Origin of the sequence: Chryseobacterium indologenes, from assembly GCF_018362995.1 — a bacterium.
Lineage (GTDB): Bacteria > Bacteroidota > Bacteroidia > Flavobacteriales > Weeksellaceae > Chryseobacterium > Chryseobacterium indologenes_G.
The window spans coordinates 22039-41480 of sequence record NZ_CP074372.1; the positions used below are offsets into that span (position 1 = coordinate 22039).

15 protein-coding genes are annotated in these 19442 nt (G+C 37.3%); 14 read left to right on the forward strand and 1 reads right to left on the reverse strand.

Annotated elements, in window-relative coordinates:
- Window positions 1-12: 12 nt before the first annotated feature.
- Both DYR29_RS00090 and DYR29_RS00095 read left to right on the forward strand, forming a co-directional pair.
- Window positions 13-1128: a SusE domain-containing protein gene (locus tag DYR29_RS00090; protein ID WP_213278673.1), complete on the forward strand. Its 1116-nt coding sequence runs from the start codon at window positions 13-15 to the stop codon at window positions 1126-1128.
- A gap of 84 nt (window positions 1129-1212) precedes the next feature.
- Window positions 1213-3369: a glycoside hydrolase family 97 protein gene (locus DYR29_RS00095; protein ID WP_213278674.1), complete on the forward strand. Its 2157-nt coding sequence runs from the start codon at window positions 1213-1215 to the stop codon at window positions 3367-3369.
- A gap of 65 nt (window positions 3370-3434) precedes the next feature.
- Here DYR29_RS00095 and DYR29_RS00100 read toward each other — a convergent pair whose 3' ends face one another.
- Entirely contained in the window at window positions 3435-4433 is a 999-nt protein-coding gene (locus tag DYR29_RS00100) for a sterol desaturase family protein (RefSeq protein ID WP_213278675.1), read from the reverse strand.
- Between the two features lie 201 nt (window positions 4434-4634).
- On the opposite strand from DYR29_RS00100, the gene DYR29_RS00105 reads away from it, so the two are divergent.
- From DYR29_RS00105 to DYR29_RS00160, 12 genes are all read left to right on the forward strand, one after another.
- Entirely contained in the window at window positions 4635-6494 is a 1860-nt protein-coding gene (locus DYR29_RS00105; protein ID WP_213278676.1) for a glycoside hydrolase family 13 protein, read from the forward strand.
- Window positions 6495-6505: 11 nt separating this feature from the next.
- Window positions 6506-7024 carry a nuclear transport factor 2 family protein gene (locus DYR29_RS00110; protein ID WP_213278677.1) on the forward strand — a complete coding sequence of 173 codons (519 nt, stop codon included), beginning with the start codon at window positions 6506-6508 and terminating at the stop codon, window positions 7022-7024.
- The gene (locus tag DYR29_RS00115; RefSeq protein WP_213278678.1) at window positions 7024-8442 is read left to right on the forward strand and encodes an MFS transporter; all 1419 of its coding nucleotides are present in this window, start codon (window positions 7024-7026) and stop codon (window positions 8440-8442) included. The genes DYR29_RS00110 and DYR29_RS00115 overlap by 1 nt, the downstream gene beginning before the upstream one ends.
- Before the next feature lie 413 nt (window positions 8443-8855).
- Window positions 8856-9197, forward strand: a complete 342-nt coding sequence (locus DYR29_RS00120; RefSeq protein WP_213278679.1) for a hypothetical protein — start codon at window positions 8856-8858, stop codon at window positions 9195-9197.
- A 383-nt stretch (window positions 9198-9580) separates the two neighbouring features.
- Window positions 9581-10309: a pirin family protein gene (locus DYR29_RS00125; protein ID WP_213278680.1), complete on the forward strand. Its 729-nt coding sequence runs from the start codon at window positions 9581-9583 to the stop codon at window positions 10307-10309.
- A 38-nt stretch (window positions 10310-10347) separates the two neighbouring features.
- Window positions 10348-10899, forward strand: a complete 552-nt coding sequence (locus DYR29_RS00130) for an NADPH-dependent FMN reductase (RefSeq protein WP_047423382.1) — start codon at window positions 10348-10350, stop codon at window positions 10897-10899.
- A 275-nt stretch (window positions 10900-11174) separates the two neighbouring features.
- On the forward strand, window positions 11175-12167 hold the full coding sequence (gene purM / locus DYR29_RS00135; RefSeq protein ID WP_047423380.1) for a phosphoribosylformylglycinamidine cyclo-ligase: 993 nt from the start codon (window positions 11175-11177) through the stop codon (window positions 12165-12167).
- Between the two features lie 150 nt (window positions 12168-12317).
- Window positions 12318-12884: a phosphoribosylglycinamide formyltransferase gene (purN, locus tag DYR29_RS00140; RefSeq protein ID WP_047423808.1), complete on the forward strand. Its 567-nt coding sequence runs from the start codon at window positions 12318-12320 to the stop codon at window positions 12882-12884.
- A gap of 118 nt (window positions 12885-13002) precedes the next feature.
- Window positions 13003-14520, forward strand: a complete 1518-nt coding sequence (gene purH, locus DYR29_RS00145) for a bifunctional phosphoribosylaminoimidazolecarboxamide formyltransferase/IMP cyclohydrolase (RefSeq protein ID WP_213278681.1) — start codon at window positions 13003-13005, stop codon at window positions 14518-14520.
- Window positions 14521-14609: 89 nt separating this feature from the next.
- Window positions 14610-15848 (forward strand): phosphoribosylamine--glycine ligase, encoded by a 1239-nt coding sequence (purD, locus tag DYR29_RS00150; RefSeq protein WP_047423378.1) that lies wholly within the window; start codon window positions 14610-14612, stop codon window positions 15846-15848.
- Window positions 15849-16013: 165 nt separating this feature from the next.
- Window positions 16014-17543, forward strand: a complete 1530-nt coding sequence (guaA, locus tag DYR29_RS00155) for a glutamine-hydrolyzing GMP synthase (RefSeq protein ID WP_213278682.1) — start codon at window positions 16014-16016, stop codon at window positions 17541-17543.
- A gap of 354 nt (window positions 17544-17897) precedes the next feature.
- Entirely contained in the window at window positions 17898-19400 is a 1503-nt protein-coding gene (locus DYR29_RS00160; RefSeq protein WP_213278683.1) for a carbon-nitrogen hydrolase family protein, read from the forward strand.
- The last annotated feature ends 42 nt before the right edge of the window (window positions 19401-19442 follow it).

Sequence of the window (19442 nt, forward strand, 5' to 3'; positions counted from 1 at the left end):
ATCCTGTTAAAAATGAAAAATTTATTCAAAATATTAGCCCTGGTTTTTACAGGTCTTATAGTTTTTTCCTGTGAAAAAGATGAGGATCAGGCGGTTATTAATGAAACGGCTGCAGGTAAAATATCCGCTGATAAAAGTGCAATAGTTCTTAATGAGCTTAATGCCAATGATGCGATCATTACGTTTACATGGACAAAACCAACATTTAATATTGCGGTAGTTCCCAATCAGAAAGTAGAATTCGGAATCAAAGGTGATGGCTTCAAAAAAAGTGCTGTTATTGATTTTTCTAATGATATGACTTCAGGTTCTGTAACTCATGCAGCTATGAACGCTGCAATGTTTAATATCGGGGCTGTACCGGATGCAGTCAATGATATTGAAGTTAGATTGAAAACTTCGGTAGGATCAGCTGCCTTTTATTCCAATGTAATTGCACTTAAAGTAACGCCTTATACTCCAAATCCTGACTTGGTATATCCTAAGATCAATGTACCTGGAGCCTACGCAGGAGCAGCTGGTTATGCCAACTGGACTCCAGCCAATTCACCAAATCTGTTTTCTCCTGAGAAAAATGATAAGTACAGAGGATTTATCTTTATTAAAGATGCTTCAGGTGATAATGGGAAATACAAATTTGCAATCAATCAGGATTGGCCGGGCAATAAAGGAGATGATGGAACCAATACAGGAAAACTAAAAGTTGATGGGTCAGACATAGTTCCAGCTGCTGCGGGAACCTATTACATGAAAGTAGACTGGGCAGCAAATACTTATTCTGCTGTGTTAGCCAACTTCGGAGTTATTGGTGATGCAACACCTACAGGATGGGGATCAGATACGGACTTTGTATACAATCCGGCAACCAAAACGTATGTCATCAATTCTATTGCCTTATCTAATACAGGAGTATTTAAATTCAGAGCGAATGATGATTGGGCAATAAAGTTCCAACCAAAAGATGCGGATCAGACTTTGGTTTCAGGAACAGGTGTTCAATCCTATTTAAGTTCAGAAGGAACTGTTACAGGAGACCCGGCATATAAAGTGTCACAGGCAGGTAATTATAAAATTGAGCTGGATTTACATAATTCAGCCTATTACAAGCTAACCATTACGAAATTGTAAATCAAACTAAACTAAAATAAAATAAAGCAAAGTGCTGCTTTACCACAGCACTTTATTTATTTTTAAAGTTAATAAATAGTCATTATGAAGAAAATTACAGTTGGAGCGCTTTTGCTCTCAATGATGTTTACAGGTGTGAAAGCCCAATCTTTAAAATCTCCGGATGGAAAATTTGAAATGAATTTCCAGTTGAAAGAAGGAGTACCTTACTATAACCTGAAGTACAACGGTGCAGTAGTAGTTGAAGATTCTAAATTGGGATTGCGATTATTTAAAGACACAGCCATAAAATTCGCTTCTGAGATAGCCAAATCAGAAGATGCAAAATACGACCTGAACAGCGGTTTTGCAAAGACATATGAAAAAAGAGACTCTAAAAATGAAACCTGGCAACCGGTTTTAGGAGAAAAGAAAAATTATATCAATAATTATAACGAACTGGCAGTTACCCTGAATCAGGCTTCTACAGACAGAAGTATTGTGGTAAAATTCAGATTGTTCAATGATGGTTTAGGATTCCGATATGAATTTCCTCAGCAAAAGAATCTGAATTATTTCGTGATCAGAGAAGAAGACTCTGAAATTGATTTCCCTACCGATATGAAGGCATGGTGGATGGTTGCAGATTATGATTCTCAGGAATACCAGTATCAGGAAACAAAAGTTTCTGAAATTCCGGCAAAATGGGATAAAGCGTACGATGCAAACACTTCCCAGTCATTGGTGAAAAATGCAGTTCAGTCTCCTTTAATGCTTAAAAAAGAAGGAAAAGAGCCTTTGTATATCAATGTTGCCGAAGCTGCCGTATTAGATTATCCGGCTTCCCATCTGGAAGTAGATGCTCAGAACTATAAGTTTAAAACGCATTTGACTGCTGACAGACAAGGAGCGAAAGGATATATTCAGACACCGTCAGTAACGCCTTGGAGAACAATTATTGTAGCTCCGAAAGCAGAGCAGGTAATGGATTCTAAAATGATCTTTAACCTTAATGAGCCTACAAAATATACTGATACTTCTTACATTCACCCTACAAAATATATGGGAGTTTGGTGGGAAATGATTATCGGGAAATCACAATGGGCGTATTCCACAGCGGAAAATGTACATTTAGGTAAAACTGATTTCGCCAAATTAACTCCAAACGGAAAACACGCAGCCAACAATACAAAAGTTAAAGAATATATTGACTTTGCTGCAGAAAACGGTTTCCAGGGATTATTGATTGAAGGGTGGAATATTGGTTGGGAAGACTGGTTTGGACACTCTAAAGAATTTGTTTTTGATTTCATCACACCTTACCCGGATTTTGATATCAAAATGTTGAATGAATATGCGCACTCAAAAGGAATTAAACTGATCATGCACCATGAAACTTCAGGTTCTGCAACGAACTATGAAAGATGGGCGGATAAAGCATTCCAGACGATGAACAAATATGGATATGACGCTGTGAAAACCGGATATGTGGGAGATATCATTCCTAGAGGAGAACACCATTATTCTCAATGGACAATTAACCACTTCTATAGAATTGCAGAAAAAGCAAATGACTATAAAATCATGGTCAATTCTCATGAATCTGTACGTCCTACAGGAGAAAGCCGTACATATCCGAACTACATATCTGCAGAAGCAGCACGTGGAACAGAGTATGAAGCATTCGGAGGAAATAAACCTGATCACCAGACGGTTCTTCCGTTCACAAGATGGATGGGAGGTTCTATGGATTATACCCCGGGAATTTTCCAGACGAAGCTAGACTATTATTTCCCTGGAGATAATCGTTTTGTAAAAACTACGCTGGTAAAACAGCTTGCCCTTTATGTGACGATGTACATGCCGCTTCAGATGGCTGCAGACCTTCCTGAAAACTACAAAAAACATATGGATGCATTCCAGTTTATAAAAGATGTAGCGGCAGATTGGGATGATACAAAGATTTTATCCGCTGAGCCTGGTGATTATGTGATCACAGCAAGAAAAGCGAAAGGTACTGAAAACTGGTTTGTAGGTGGTATTACCGATGAAAACAAACGTGAGTATACCGTAGACTTCTCGTTCCTGGATAAAGGAAAAAAATATGAAGCAACGATCTATGAAGATGGAAAAGATGCTGATTATATTGATAATCCTCAAAGCTATAATATCTATAAGAAAGAGATTACAGGAAAATCAAAAATTAATTTTAAGATGGCAAGAAGCGGCGGTTTCGCAATTTCTATCAAGCCAGTAAAATAATTTAAAGATACACTAAGGTGCCCCGGTTCATTGATTTTTTAATGTTCCGGGGTATTTTTTACAGATTATTTATCTCCTGCCTGTTGGTTCAGTTGTGAATATTGATATTCAGTATCGGTTGTCTGTTCCTTTAAGGATGTACTTTCATTTTTTAGCTTTTCTTTATGCTTGTACTCCTTTTGATACTGCTTTACCGTTTTTCCGGTACCATCATGTCTCCATCCCGGTGAATAGAAAAGATACTTTATACGGTCCTTGAAAGAAAGTCCCGGCTGTCTGATATCTTTTCCTATTCTTCGCCATTCATAGAATAGAGTAGTTGCCGGATCTTTAGACTCCATCTTAGGATAGATGCCATATTTCACAGGAACTTCAGGATCTTCTTTTTCAAAAGTTCCAAAAATTTTATCCCAGATAATCAGTCCCATTCCCATATTACGGTCTAGATATTTGATATTGCACGCATGATGTACTCTGTGATGAGAAGGAGTAACCAGAATGTATTCTAAAAATCCCATGCTTTTAATAGATTGCGTATGAACAAAAGTGCCATAAATCTGTATCGCAGAATACGCAACCAGAATATGCCATGGATGAAAGCCCATGAATGCTAACGGGGAGAAAAACAAATACCTGTACAAAGGCTGAAATACAGGACTTCTGAATCCTGTACTGATGTTGAAATAATCAGAATTATGATGCGTAATATGCACAGCCCAGAAGACACGTGAGTGATGATCTACATAATGATGAACATAATAAGCGAAATCCTGAGCAAGGAATACAGCAATCCAATACAAGATTCCTTCTTGCCAGTCGAAAATGCGGTGATGATAAAAAAACATCATGACAAACAAAGAGAAGCCTTTCATGATGATGTCTAATCCATAGTTGAGCAAAGCAAAAAGAACATTGGTTGCTACATCTTTAGTCTCATAAATCTTCTCTTTATTGAAGTGGCTGTAGGCCATTTCTGCAAAAATAATTACAGCAAACACAGGAATAGTCCATGTGTAAACAACATCTGGCCCCTCAGCGTGGAACATACTACTGAAATCAAACATTTTTTCTGTAAAACTAAAAATAAAAAGGGGTATAAATTAACTTTTAGGATGAATTTTTTATGAAAAATTTAAGTTTTTATGTAAAAGTTAAAAAAATGAATGCTAAATTTTGAAAAATTATAGATATCAGGATGGGAAAAGGGACTTTCTGCTATATTTTGAATGTCTATATGAAAATTAAATGCTAAATTGAACACTAATATGAAGACAATATTTGCAGCATTAGCCCTTTCAATAGCTTCTGCCGCCTTTTCCCAAAAAGTGTTGGAAAGGATAGAGCCGGCTTTCTGGTGGAAAGGAATGAAAAACCCCGAACTTCAGATTCTTGTGTACGGAAAAGACATTGCCCATAACGAGATTGTACTTTCAGATGGAATACAGATCAAAGACATCCGGAAAGTTGATAATCCGAATTACGTTTTTATTACAGTCAATACCAATGAAATTGGTGTTCCAAAATTTACCATCAATATAAAAAAAGATAAAAAAAATATCGATTCTTATACTTATGAACTGAAGCAGAGAGAATCCGGTTCCGCCAATCGGGAATCTTTTACATCTAAAGACTTTATGTATCTTATTATGCCTGATCGTTTTGCCAATGGTGATGAGAAGAATGATTCAATGCCCAACCTTACGGAAAAAGCAAATCGTAGTCTACCCAGGGGAAGACATGGCGGAGACCTTCATGGGATCGTTAACAATCTAGATTATCTTCAGAATCTTGGGGTAACAACTGTATGGCTTACTCCCGTAAATGAAAATAATGAAAAAGCTGATTCATATCATGGATATGCTCAAACTGACCTGTATAAAATTGATGCCCGCTATGGCTCCAACGAAGACTATAAGAATTTATCCAAAGAATTGAACAAAAGAAATATGAAACTGGTGATGGATTATGTGACCAATCACTGGGGAAGCTCGCACTGGATGATCAAAGATCTTCCTTCAAAAGACTGGATTCACTGGTTTGAGGAAGGAGAAAATGGTTTTAAACGTTCCAATTATAAAACGACAACGCAGTTTGACACCAATACTTCTGAAATTGATAAAAAATATGCACTGGATGGATGGTTTGATAAATCAATGCCCGATATCAACCAGAAAAATCCGTTAGTTTTAAAATATCTGACCCAAAATGCAATCTGGTGGATTGAATATGCAGGGTTAGGAGGTATTCGTGTAGATACCTATCCATACAATGATAAAGAAGCAATGGCAAAATGGGTCAAAGCAATCACTGATGAATATCCGAAATTCAATATTGTAGGGGAAACGTGGTTGTATACAGCCGCACAAATTGCCGCCTGGCAGAAAGATTCCAAAATTGGAGAAATAGAAGGATACAATTCAAACCTACCCTCGGTAATGGATTTTATGCTGTTTGAAAATATGCCTAAAGCTCTTAAAGAAAAAGAAAGCTGGGACAAAGGTATGATCCGTATTTATGATTCTTTTACCAGTGATTTTCTATATTCGGATCTTAAAAATCTTTTGGTTTTCTTTGAAAATCACGATACCGAAAGATGGAATGAGATTTTTAATGCCAATCCTAATGCTTATAAAATGGCACTCACCCTGATTTCAACAGTAAGAGGAACCCCACAGATATATTATGGATCAGAAATAGGAATGCGCGGAAACAAGAAGAAAAGAGGAGATGGAGATATCCGAAGAGACTTTCCCGGGGGTTGGAGCTCTGATAAACAAAATGCCTTCAATCCGTCTGCTCAGACTCAGGAACAGAAAAAATTTTTCCGGTTTACTCAAAAATTATTAAACTGGAGAAAAGACAAAGACGTGATTCATAATGGGAAAACTAAAAATTTCGTTCCTCAGGATAGTGTTTTTGTGTATTTCCGATACAATGAAAAAGAAAGTGTAATGGTCATCATCAACAATAATGAAAAAGATCAGACGTTAGACTTGAAACGATTTGCGGAATCACTTAATGGATTTACAAAAGGAAAAGAAGTAATTTCAGGAAAAGAAATTTCATTACAAAACAGTATGAATATCCCTGCAAAAACACCATTCATCATTGAACTTGAAAAATAATTTTAATACATATGAAAAAACTAACGACTGCTTATACCTTAATCCTTTTTGTACTGGGATTTTCTTTATTCAACGCTCAGTCAAAAACTCCATTTGAAAAAGAAAAAACGGAAATCAGTACAATGCTTGATGCATTCAATGTAGCGGCTGCAAAGGCGGATTACGCTGGGTATTTTAACCTCTTTGCAGACGAATCTACCTTCATTGGAACAGATGCTACCGAAATATGGAATAAAAAAGAATTCATGGTATGGGCTAAACCTCATTTTGACAAGAAAAAAACCTGGAATTTTAAAGCTCTTAAACGAAATATTTACTTCAGTAAAGATGGAAAACTGGCGTGGTTCGATGAACTATTGGATACGCAGATGAAAATATGCAGAGGTTCCGGAGTGGTAGAAAAAATCAACGGAAGCTGGAAGGTAAAACAATACGTTCTTTCTGTAACAGTTCCCAATGAGGTGGTAGATAAAGTGGTGGTAGAAAAAGCACCTATTGAAGATGCATTAATCCAAAAACTGAAATCATAATGGCAGAAATGGTGGGGAGATATAATTCGGGACCATTTGGACGAAGAGAAAAGCCAAATTTATCCATGCTCCAGATTATTAATATGAGTATGGGATTCCTTGGAATTCAAATGGCATTCGGGTTACAAAATGGAAATGCAAGCCGTATTCTGGGTAATTTAGGAGCTGATGTTCATGAATTATCCTGGTTCTGGCTCGTTGCTCCCGTTACAGGACTCATTGTTCAGCCTATTATCGGGCATATGGGAGACAATACCTGGAGTCCGTTGGGAAGAAGAAAACCTTACTTTTTAATTGGAGCTGTTTTGTGCGCTATAGGGCTGGTACTTCTTCCGAATGCTGCATCTGTTACCCAGATGTTTGCCGCCAATGCTCTTCTGTTAGCAGTGATATTTCTCGCGATGATGGATGCTTCGGTGAATATCGCAATGGAACCTTTCCGGGCTTTGGTAGGAGATATGCTTCCCAAACATCAGGGGACAATAGGATTTTCGGTGCAGACAATCCTGATTGGAATTGGAGCTGTATTGGGCTCTTATCTGCCGGATTGGTTAACGAAAATGGGGATTTCCAACGAAGCCCCGGCAGGATTTGTAGCAGATAATGTGATTTACTCCTTTTATATTGGTGCCGGATTGCTTATCATCTCAATTTTGTATACCATAATGACAACCAGAGAATATTCTCCGCAGGAATTCGCTGATTTTGAAGATGGAAAGGAAGTAGAAAAACAGGAATCTAAGTTTTCAGATATTTTCAAAGATTTTGCAGCAATTCCTACACAGATGAAGAAGCTGGGAATTGTTCAGTTCTTTTCATGGTTTGCCTTATTTACCATGTGGGTATTTACTACCAGTGCGCTGGCAACCCATCATTTTGGACTTTCCCCGGAAGATACCCACTCCAAAGCATTTAATGATGCGGGTGATCTTACCGGAAAACTTTTCGGAATGTACAATCTTTGGGCGATTCCGTTTGCCTTTCTGTTGACACCTATTGCTAAACTTATTGGTAAAAAACAGACCCATGCATTAGCTTTGCTGTGTGGAGGTTTGGGTCTTGTTTCAATGTATTTTATTAGAGATGTCAACAATTTATGGATCTCAATGATCGGTTTAGGGTTTGCCTGGGCAAGTATTCTGGCAATGCCTTATGCTATGCTTATTGAGGTGATTCCACAGAGAAAAATGGGGGTCTATATGGGGATTTTCAATTTCTTTATTGTCATTCCGCAGATCATCAATGGTTTATTCGGAGGTCCGGTAGTAAGTGGTATTTTCGGAAAACAGGCGATGGATTATGTTGTTGTTGGAGGTGTTTGTATGCTGATAGGAGCTGTAGTAACTATGATTTTTGTTAAATCTGAAGATGAAACTCCTAAAGAAATTGAAGAGGAGATCAAGCAAGTACATTTTTAAAAATAAATAATTTTATTGACCTATTCCTTTTGGTAATTCTAGCTTCGACAGGCTCAGCCTGACACTGCTTAAAAATTTCGGTTGGGATTCGGGTTGTCACCCTGAGCCTGTCGAAGGGTTATCAATAAATAAAGGTTTAATTCAAATATCAATAGGAGCGGGCTTTAGCCTGCTTTCTTTTTAGTATTCATCAATGGGCTTTAGCCGAAATTTATTATTTTGTTAATAAGGGAAAAGCAAAATTATTTATCATGAAGCTTAATTTTTTTAATAATTTTTTTTCGACTACAAAACAAAAGGATGAGCCAGAAAATGAAAATATTACTGAAAACTTAGATGTCGGATTTACTGAAGAAGAGTTACTTTAATACGATAAACACGTAGATTTCTATTATACAAATATCATCAACTCATTGATTCTTTATACCTATAATGTAGATCAATTAGATGAAACGGCACCCATTTTAATAGATCCATTGGCGGAATTGTACGAAGAGCTTGATTATGCATTCATTCCTGTTTTATTTGAAACTGTTTTTAGAAATAAACGGATTAATGAATCATTCAAAGAGGATTTACTGCAATTTAAAAAAAATGTAGATGATATTCCTGTAGAAATATGGGATTGGGATTTCTTAGACCAGCATGAAACATGGAAAAATATAAGACTTGAAGCCGAAATGCTTTTAAATAAACTCAATATAGAAACAAGAACTTATAATACAGACTATACTACAAATCTTTTTAAAAAATAATTCAATAGGGACGGGCTTTAGCCCGTCTTCTTTTTATATCTTCATCAATTGGCTTTAGCCAAAACTTAAAATCTATCCTTCATATACTTATCTTATCGGTTTTTTTGACATTCAGAATGTAATAGGCTCCCACAGATTTTCACGGGTAACATAGATGTTTGAGCCTATTCATAGAATTGATTCAATCCGTCAATCTTTGGAAGAAAAATATACAGCATAAATTTTATCGCAGATAAAACCGTCGCGTCTTAAAACATATAGAATAAAACCCCTTGCGCCTTAGCGTTTTCCAACTTCTTTTGATCATAAATTTCCTTTCTTACCCTACATCAACTTTTTTAATCAACCCATACCGTACATTTGTATCATAAATAATCACAGAAATGAAAACAGTATATCATAAAGCAGATTCAAGAGGCCATGCCAATCACGGATGGTTAAATTCTTACCATACATTCAGTTTTGCCAACTATCAAAACAGGGACAGAACCAACTTTGGTGTTCTGAGAGTATTGAACGATGATACCGTTTCTCAGGGAATGGGTTTCGGAACACATCCACACAGAGATATGGAAATTATATCCATTCCTTTGGAAGGAGATCTTGAACACAAAGATTCAATGGGAACTACAGCAGTAATCAGAAAGGGAGAAATCCAAGTGATGAGCGCCGGAACGGGTGTGAAACACAGTGAATACAATAAAAATAAAGATGAAGAGGTAAAATTCCTTCAGATCTGGGTTTTCCCAAGAGAACTGGATGTTGAACCCAGATATGACCAGAAAAGCATTAAGGAAGGTGAAAAGATCAATGGTTTTCAACAGATTTTATCTCCTGATAAAAATGATGAAGGAGTTTGGATTCACCAGGATGCATGGTTTAATATTGCCAACTTTACAAAAGGAAACGGCAAAAATTATATGCTCAACAAAAAAGGGAACGGAGTCTATGCATTTGTTTTAAAAGGAAGTGCAAAAATCGGTGACCGTGTTTTGAATGAAAGAGATGGATTGGGAATCTGGGATACCCAGAGTTTTAATATTGAAGCAGTAGAAGACACTGAAGTATTATTAATGGAAGTCCCAATGGAACTGCCGTCTTATCTTAAATAAAAGACTAAATTTGTAATCTTAAAAAATAAATCTCACCTATGAAAATTTTAGCAATAGCAGGAAGTAACTCAGACGTTTCAATGAACAAGCAGTTGGTTGCATACGCATCAACATTATTTGAAAATGCAGAAGTAGAAGTAGTAGATCTGAATCCTTTCGAAATGCCAATCTATAAGCATGAAAGAGAATTGGCTGGCGGTGTTCCTCAGGAAGCTCATGACTTTGCTGCCAAAATTGATGGTGCCAATGTACTATTGGTGGCTTTGGCAGAACACAACGGAACCTATTCTACAGCATTTAAAAATGTGTTCGACTGGGTATCAAGAATCAAAGACAGAACGGTTTGGAACGAAGTACCAATGCTATTGATGTCTACATCTCCGGGAGGTAGAGGTGGAGCAGGTGTTTTAGAAGCTGCATCAAAGCGTTTTCCTTTTCACGGAGGAAATGTGGTGGAAACTTTTTCACTGCCTTTCTTTAATGATAATTTTGATAAAGCAACTCAAAAGATTTCTAATGAAGAGAAAATCAATGAGTTAAAAGAAAAGATCAAGAAGATTGCGGCTATTGAAACTATCCTTGAAAAATAGAATTTGAATATTCATTTAAAATTACTATTTTTGCAAAAAGAAAAGAGATGAAAATTCAGACCTCCTATAAACAATGTTTTTCTCATAAAGGGAAAGTTGTGGGCTCTGAAATTCTGAGATAAAATAACGGCCGATAATCTGAAAAGATTGTCGGCTTTTTTGTTTTCTAAAATTGAGTATAAAAGTAATTGAAATATTAAAAGATAATAAGACTCCAGAAGCAGTTACTAAATAGTATGAAATCTGAAATCTGATATCTAAAAATCTAAGCAGACATGAGCAACACTTACAAATCAGCAGGAGTAGACAAAGAAGAAGGATACAAAACGGTTGACAAGATCAAAAAAGCGGTCGGTGAAACCCACAATTCCAATGTACTGAATCACTTGGGAAGTTTTGGTGCTTTCTATGAGATCGGTGGATACAAAAATCCGGTTCTTGTATCAGGAACAGATGGAGTAGGAACAAAGCTGAAAGTAGCTTTAGATACTAAAAAATATGACTCCATTGGTGTAGATTGTTTCGCAATGTGTGCCAATGATATCCTTTGCCACGGAGCAAAACCTTTATTTTTCCTTGATTATCTCGCTTGCGGAAAGCTTGATTCAGAAATCGCAGCAGAAATTGTTTTAGGAATGGTGGCTGCCTGTAAAGATAACAACTGTGCATTGATTGGTGGAGAGACTGCAGAAATGCCGGGAATGTACCAGCCTGGAGATTATGATGTTGCAGGATTCTGTGTGGGAATTGTAGAAAAAGATCAGATCATTGACGGTTCTACGATCAAGGCAGGTAACAAAATTATTGCATTACCAAGCTCAGGATTCCACTCGAACGGATTCTCATTAGTAAGAAAAGTATTCCCGAATTTTGAAGAAGAGTTTGAAGGAAAACCATTATATGAAACCCTTTTAGTGCCTACAAGACTATACTATAAAGATATTCATAAAGTACTGGAAGAAGTAAAAGTAAGCGGAATTGCTCACATTACAGGAGGTGGTCTTTACGAAAACGTTCCAAGAATCATTCCTGAAGGACTTTGTGCTTCTATTGACGAATCAAAAATCAGAATTCCTAGCGTGATGCTTGAGCTTGAAAAGAGAGGTGGGGTGAAACGTGAAGAAATGCACGGAACATTCAATATGGGTGTTGGGATGGTAATCGTTGTAGATGCTGAACATGCTGAAAAAGTATTGCACCTTTTGGATGATGCTTACGAAATCGGAGAAATCACTGAAGGAGCAGAGAAAATCAATTTAAAATTTTAGAAGCTTAATCCCGCTTTCCGCTGTATCTTTTTCGCCAATGCTTTTTTACAAAGCCATTTCAAAAAAAGGATGCCGCTTCAATCGGGGCTAGTTAATAACATTCAAAGCCTTGTCAAGGTTTTAAACCTTGGCAAGGCTAATAAAATAAAAATGAAGAACATCGTTGTACTCGTATCCGGTTCAGGAACCAATCTGCAGAGAATCATTGATACCATTGACACTGGGGAAATCCAGAATGCAAAAGTATCTTTGGTAGTGGCAGACAGAGAATGTTTCGGATTGGAAAGAGCAAAGAATCATAATATAGAAAACATACTGATTCCAAGAGGAAAGAATTTCAGCAGTGAATTGGCTAAAGTAATCCCGGAAAATACTGATCTTATCGTATTGGCAGGATTTTTATCCATTTTAAAATCTGAATTCTGTGAAAACTGGAATGGTAAAATAATCAATATTCATCCTGCTTTGCTTCCGAAATTCGGAGGAAAAGGAATGTGGGGAATGAACGTTCATAATGCAGTAATAGAAGCTAAAGAAGTAGAGAGTGGAGCCACTGTACATTTTGTAACGCCGGGCATTGATGAGGGAGAAGCCATACTTCAGAAATCTTTTGAAGTAACCGCTGAAGATACTCCGGAAACATTGGCTCAGAAGGTTCACCAGATTGAATATGAAATATTCCCGATAGCGATCAATAAAGTTTTGGGGAATAAGTAATGTCAAAAATTTTTTTGACAGGGAAACAGAAAAATCTAAGTAAATAAAAGTAAATCCGGAGGTGAAAGACCCGGATACAGTTTGAAATAGCTGTAAAAAGTAAAAAATTGAAAGTAAAATGAGTAAAAAGAGAGTTTTAATCAGTGTTTCTGACAAAAGTGGATTAGTAGAATTCGCACAGTTTTTGGAAGCTCAGAATTATGAGTTGATCTCCACAGGAGGAACGTTCAAACATTTGAAAGACGCTGGTTTAAATCCTATTCAGATTGATGAGGTAACCAATTTCCCTGAAATGCTGGACGGAAGAGTGAAAACTTTACACCCGAAAGTTCACGGAGGATTGCTGGCTGTTCGTAACAACGAAGAGCACATGAAAACCGTTCAGGAACACGGAATTGGTCTGATTGATATGGTGATCGTAAACCTTTACCCTTTCTTTGAAAATGTGAACAAAGACATTTCTTTACATGAAAAGGTAGAATTTATCGATATCGGTGGTCCGTCAATGCTTCGTTCTGCAGCGAAAAACTTTGATTCTGTAACGGTAATTACTGATGTAGAAGATTATGCAGCAGTGAAAATTGAAATGGAGCAAAACGGAGACACGTACATTGAAACCCGTAAAAAGCTTGCAGGAAAGGTATTCAACCTTACTTCTGCTTATGATGCGGCCATTTCAAGAATGCTTTTAGATGAAGAATATCCTACCTACTTAAATGCTTCTTACAAAAAAGTTGCTGACCTAAGATACGGAGAAAACCCTCACCAGACAGCAGCTTACTATGTTTCTACTTTCGAGAATGGAGCAATGAAAGACTTTGAACAGCTTGGTGGTAAAGAACTTTCTTTCAACAATCTTCGTGATATGGACCTTTGCTGGAAAGTAGTTACTGAATTCAAAGAAGAAATGGCTTGTTGTGCCGTAAAACACTCTACCCCTTGTGGAGTTGCTATCGGAACTTCAGCATTGGAGACTTATCAGAAAACATTTGAATGTGACCCGGTTTCTATCTTTGGCGGAATTGTTGCAATGAACTATAAAATTGATGCTGCAACAGCGGAAGAATTAAACAAAACTTTCCTTGAGATCGTGATGGCTCCTGAATTCGACGAAGAAGCTCTTGAAATTTTAAGAAAAAAGAAGAACTTAAGAATCATCAAAATTGTAAACCCTGTTTCTGACAAGCAGACCTGGGTGAAGGTAGACGGTGGTATTCTGGTTCAGGATAATGATACTTACTTCTCTGACGATATCAAAGTGGTTACAGAAGTACAGCCTACGGAAGAGCAGAAAAAAGCATTACTTTTCTCTCAGAGAGTGGTAAAATATGTGAAATCAAATGCTATTGTAGTTTCCAACGGAATTCAGGCATTCGGTATCGGTGGCGGACAGGTAAACAGAATCTGGGCTACACAGCAGGCAATCGAAAGAGCAAAAGAAAAATTCTCCGGAGATTTGGTATTGGCTTCAGATGCGTTTTTCCCTTTCCGTGATGTGGTAGATTTCTGCGCTCAGGAAGGTATTAAGGCGATTATTCAGCCGGGTGGAAGTGTAAAAGATCAGGATAGCGTAGAAGCTGCAAATGAGCACGGTATTCCAATGATGTTTACAGGGGTTAGACACTTTTTCCACTAATTAAAATAGAATTAAAAAATAATTAGGGATTGTATTTTTAGCATTCAAAATTATATATTTGTAAATTAAGACTAGATAATAAATAAAGTATGAGAATATTAATCATAGGTGAAGGCGGTAGAGAATCTGCTTTAGCGGCAAAGCTTCAGAATGACTCAAGAATTTCTAAAATGTTTTTTGCCAACGGGAATGCTACTACCGATGTAATAGGGAAAAATGTTCATTTATCAGAAATCAAAGAACTTAGAGATTTCGCTATTAAAGAAAAGATTGATCTTACGATCGTAGGTCCGGAAGCTCCTCTTGTAGCGGGTATCAAGGACGAATTTAAAAAACACGATCTTAAAGTTTTCGGTCCAACTCAAAAGGTAGCAAGCCTTGAAGGAAGTAAAGCTTTCTCTAAGAAATTTATGCAGACCTATGATATCAAAACAGCTAAGGCGGTAGTATTTGATTCATACAATGATGCTAAAGAATATGTGCAGACACAGCAGTATCCTTTGGTAATCAAAGCCAGTGGTTTGGCAGGTGGAAAAGGTGTTGTTATTTGTGACAACATTGAAGAAGCTGAAGCTACCATACACGACTTTATGATCAGAAGAATCTATGGAGATGCTGGTATCCGTTTAGTTATTGAAGAATTTTTACAAGGTTTTGAAGCGTCTATCATTGCTTTCTCTAATGGTGAAAAACTATTCCCATGTGTAGCGGCAAAAGACTATAAAAAAGCAGGAAACGGTGATACAGGACCTAATACAGGAGGTATGGGATCAGTAGCGCCAAGTCCGGAATTTACTCAGGAGCATTATGCGGATTTTGAGAAAAATATCTTAGAGCCTACTGTTACAGGGCTTAAAGCTGAAGGTTTCGGATTCAAAGGAATCATTTTCTTCGGATTGATGGTGACGAAAAACGGAGCTTACCTTCTTGAATACAATATGAGATTCGGAGATCCTGAAACTCAGGTATTGATGGCACTTATGGAAAACAATCTTTTAGATGTGATCCAGGACTGTATGGAAGGAAAAGACATTGAGCTTAAATTTAAAGACGAAAAAGCTGTTTGTCTGGTAATGTGCTCAGGAGGTTATCCGAGAAACATCGAAACCGGTTTCGAAATTACCGGGGAAGATAAACTGAAACATAGCAAACTGTTATATGCAGGAGCAGTCACTAAAGGTGATAAAGTAGTTTCCAATGGAGGTAGAGTACTGAACATTGTGGCTACAGGAGCTACCTACGATGATGCCCGCAAGAAAGTTTACGAAGATGCAGCTCACGTACATTTCGATTACGGCTTCTACAGAGAAGACATCGGAAAGTTTTAATAAAAATCACGAAAAAAGATTTGGAGCTATTCCAAGTCTTTTTTTGTAAAACAGTTAAGAAGCAATAGGCTTTAGGCTACAGGCAGTATGCTTATTGCAGTATAGAAAGCTTATAGCCTGAAGCTTAAAGCTTTTAAATTAATCATCATTTATCAATTATCAACAATGAACAACGGTATTATTATTTTAGATTTCGGATCCCAGTACAACCAGCTTATCGGAAGAAGAATCCGTGAGATGGGAGTGTACTCTGAAATCTTACCTTACAATACACCATTACAAGATATTTTAGCAAAACAGCCCAAAGGAATCATCCTTTCCGGTGGACCAAGTTCTGTGAATGCAGAAAATGCCCATCTGGTTGAAAAAGAATTGTACGAGCAGGGAGTTCCTGTATTGGGAATCTGCTATGGAATGCAGATGACGGCTCACCTTTTAGGAGGGAAAGTAAACAAAGGAGAAAAAGGAGAGTACGGTAAAGCAAATCTTGAGATCATTAAAGAAAGCTCTTTATTAAAAGGAGTTACTCAGAACTCTGTAGTTTGGATGAGCCACTTTGACGAAGTAGGAGAATTGCCTGCAGGTTTTGAATTAAATGCAAAATCAGGAGTAATTGCTTCTATCTCTAACGAAGAAAGTAAAATCTACTGTGTTCAGTTCCACCCGGAAGTATCTCATACAGAAGAAGGAGGAAAAATGCTTGAAAATTTCGTTTTCGGAATCTGTAACTCAGAGAAAAACTGGAAACTGACAAACTATATCGAGAAAACAGTTGAGGAAATCCGTGAGAAAGTAGGAGACAACAAAGTGATCCTTGGACTTTCAGGAGGAGTAGACTCTTCTGTAGCCGCTGTTTTGATCCATAAAGCAATCGGTGATCAGTTAACTTGTATCTTCGTAGATACGGGATTATTGAGAAAGGATGAAGGCAAAAAAGTAATGGATCAGTATGGAGAGCATTTCCATATGAACATTAAAATGGTGGATGCTCAGGAAAGATTCCTTTCAAAACTAGCTGGAGTAGACGATCCTGAAGCGAAGAGAAAAATCATCGGAAACGAATTCATTCACGTATTTGATGAAGAATCCCATAAAATTGAAGGCGCTAAATTCTTAGCACAGGGAACCATTTATCCTGACGTTATCGAAAGCCAGTCTGTTAACGGACCCTCTGCAGTAATCAAGTCTCACCACAATGTGGGAGGACTTCCTGAAGATATGGAATTCGAGTTGCTAGAGCCGCTAAGAGAGCTTTTCAAAGACGAAGTAAGAAGAGTAGGAGAAGAATTGGGAATTCCTCACCACATGGTATACAGACACCCTTTCCCAGGTCCTGGATTAGGAATCAGAGTATTGGGAGCGGTAGATGCTGAGAAAGTAAGGATCCTTCAGGAAGCTGACGATATCTTCATCGAGGAATTATATAAAAATGACCTTTACGAAAAAGTATCCCAGGCATTCGTTGTACTTCTTCCGGTAAAATCTGTAGGAGTAATGGGTGACGAAAGAACTTATGAATATACAGCTGTAGTTCGTTCTGCCAATACTATCGACTTTATGACGGCAACATGGAGCAGACTTCCTTACGAGTTCTTAGATACCGTTTCCAGCAGAATTATCAACGAAGTAAGAGGAATCAACAGAGTAGCTTACGATATTTCAAGCAAACCACCTGCAACCATTGAATGGGAATAATCTTTGACTTGAATTTAAAATATAAATCCTGCCCGTTTTGGGTGGGATTTTTTTATTTATATTGGAAAATTTGTTTCTAAAAATTTTAAGGCTTCTATTCCATGTTTTGTTTTCTGTAAACAGGAACGGTGAGCTCCTTCATCATTGAATAAGTAAAATTGATGATTCTTGTCTGAGGTAAAAGGTGGAAATAAAACAATATCCTGTCCTTCATCTAAAGTTTTTTTGCAAACTGGGCATTTACTTTGGTTCAGAAAAATTATTGCCATCTCTAATTGATATTTTGGTTAATGTTTTGCTTAGTACTAGGCTATTAAAACAAATTTTCCCTAAATTTAAGTAAAATTACATCAAATGCAAATAGAAACAAGAAACCTGACTCTTCAGGATTATGATGAACTGGCGGAAACGATGAAAAGGGCCTACCCGCAAATGTCGGAATCCATTTGGTCCAAAAAAAGTATTGATAAGCTTACAAAAATGTTTCCTAACGGACAGATTTGTATTACGGTAGACGGTAAACTGGCTGCTGTAGCGCTTTCAATCATTGTCAATTATGATGAATTCGGAGATGATCATACCTATAGTGATATTACAGGAAATTATACATTCAATACCCATACTTCCACGGGAAATGTTCTCTATGGAATTGAAGTTTTCGTAGATCCTGAATTTCGTGAGCTACGTTTGGGAAGAAGACTATACGATGCCAGAAAAGAACTTTGTGAACTATTAAACTTAAAATCCATTGTTCTGGGCGGTAGAATTCCCAATTATCACAAATACAGCCACGAACTTTCTCCAAGAGAATATATCAGAAAAGTCAGAGACAAAGAGATTTATGATCCGGTATTGTCTTTCCAGCTTTCCAATAACTTTCTTCCGATAAAAATCCTGAAGAAATACCTTCCGGAAGATGAAGCATCAAGAGAAAATGCGGTGCTCTTGCAATGGAACAATATCTATTACAGCAGAAAACCAAATACTATGCAGGACAGCATTATCCGTCTTGGACTGGTGCAATGGCAGATGAGGCACTTCAAAGATATTGATGCTTTTTATGAACAGGTGGAATTTTTTGTGAATGTAATGGGAGATTATAAATCAGACTTCGTTCTTTTCCCTGAACTCTTTAATACTCCTTTGCTTGCTCCTTTCAACAATCTTTCCGAAAGGGACAGTATGATAGAGCTGGCAAAACTTACTGAAGATATTAAAAATAAGATTTCAGAACTGGCAATCAGCTACAACGTAAATATTATTTCCGGAAGTATGCCTGTTTTTGAAAACAATGATCTGTACAACGTCAGTTACCTTCTTCACCGTGACGGCCGCGTGGACGAATACCGGAAAATTCATATCACCCCGAATGAAAAAAGATATTATGGAATGAAAGGAGGAAATGAAATCAAAGTTTTTGATACCGACTGCGGAAAAATAGGTCTTGTGATCTGCTATGATGTAGAATTCCCGGAATTGCCAAGGATTTTAGCTGATCAGGGAATGAAAATCCTGTTTGTTCCATATCTTACGGATACCCAAAATGCCTACATGAGAGTACGTCACTGTGCTGCAGCCAGAGCTATAGAAAATGAATGCTATGTAGCGATTGCCGGCTGTGTGGGAAATCTTCCGAAAGTAAATAATATGGATATCCAGTTTGGGCAGGCTGCCGTATTTACCCCTTCAGATTTTGCCTTTCCATCCAATGCGGTAAAAGGTGAAGCCACTCCCAACACAGAAATGACCCTGATTGTTGATGTAGACCTGAATTTATTGAAAGATCTTCATCATAACGGCTCTGTTCAGGTGATGAAAGACCGCAGGAAAGATCTATATGAAACCTATCTTAAATAAAGATGATCTATCTCAAAAGGTCTCAGATAGATTTTTATATCA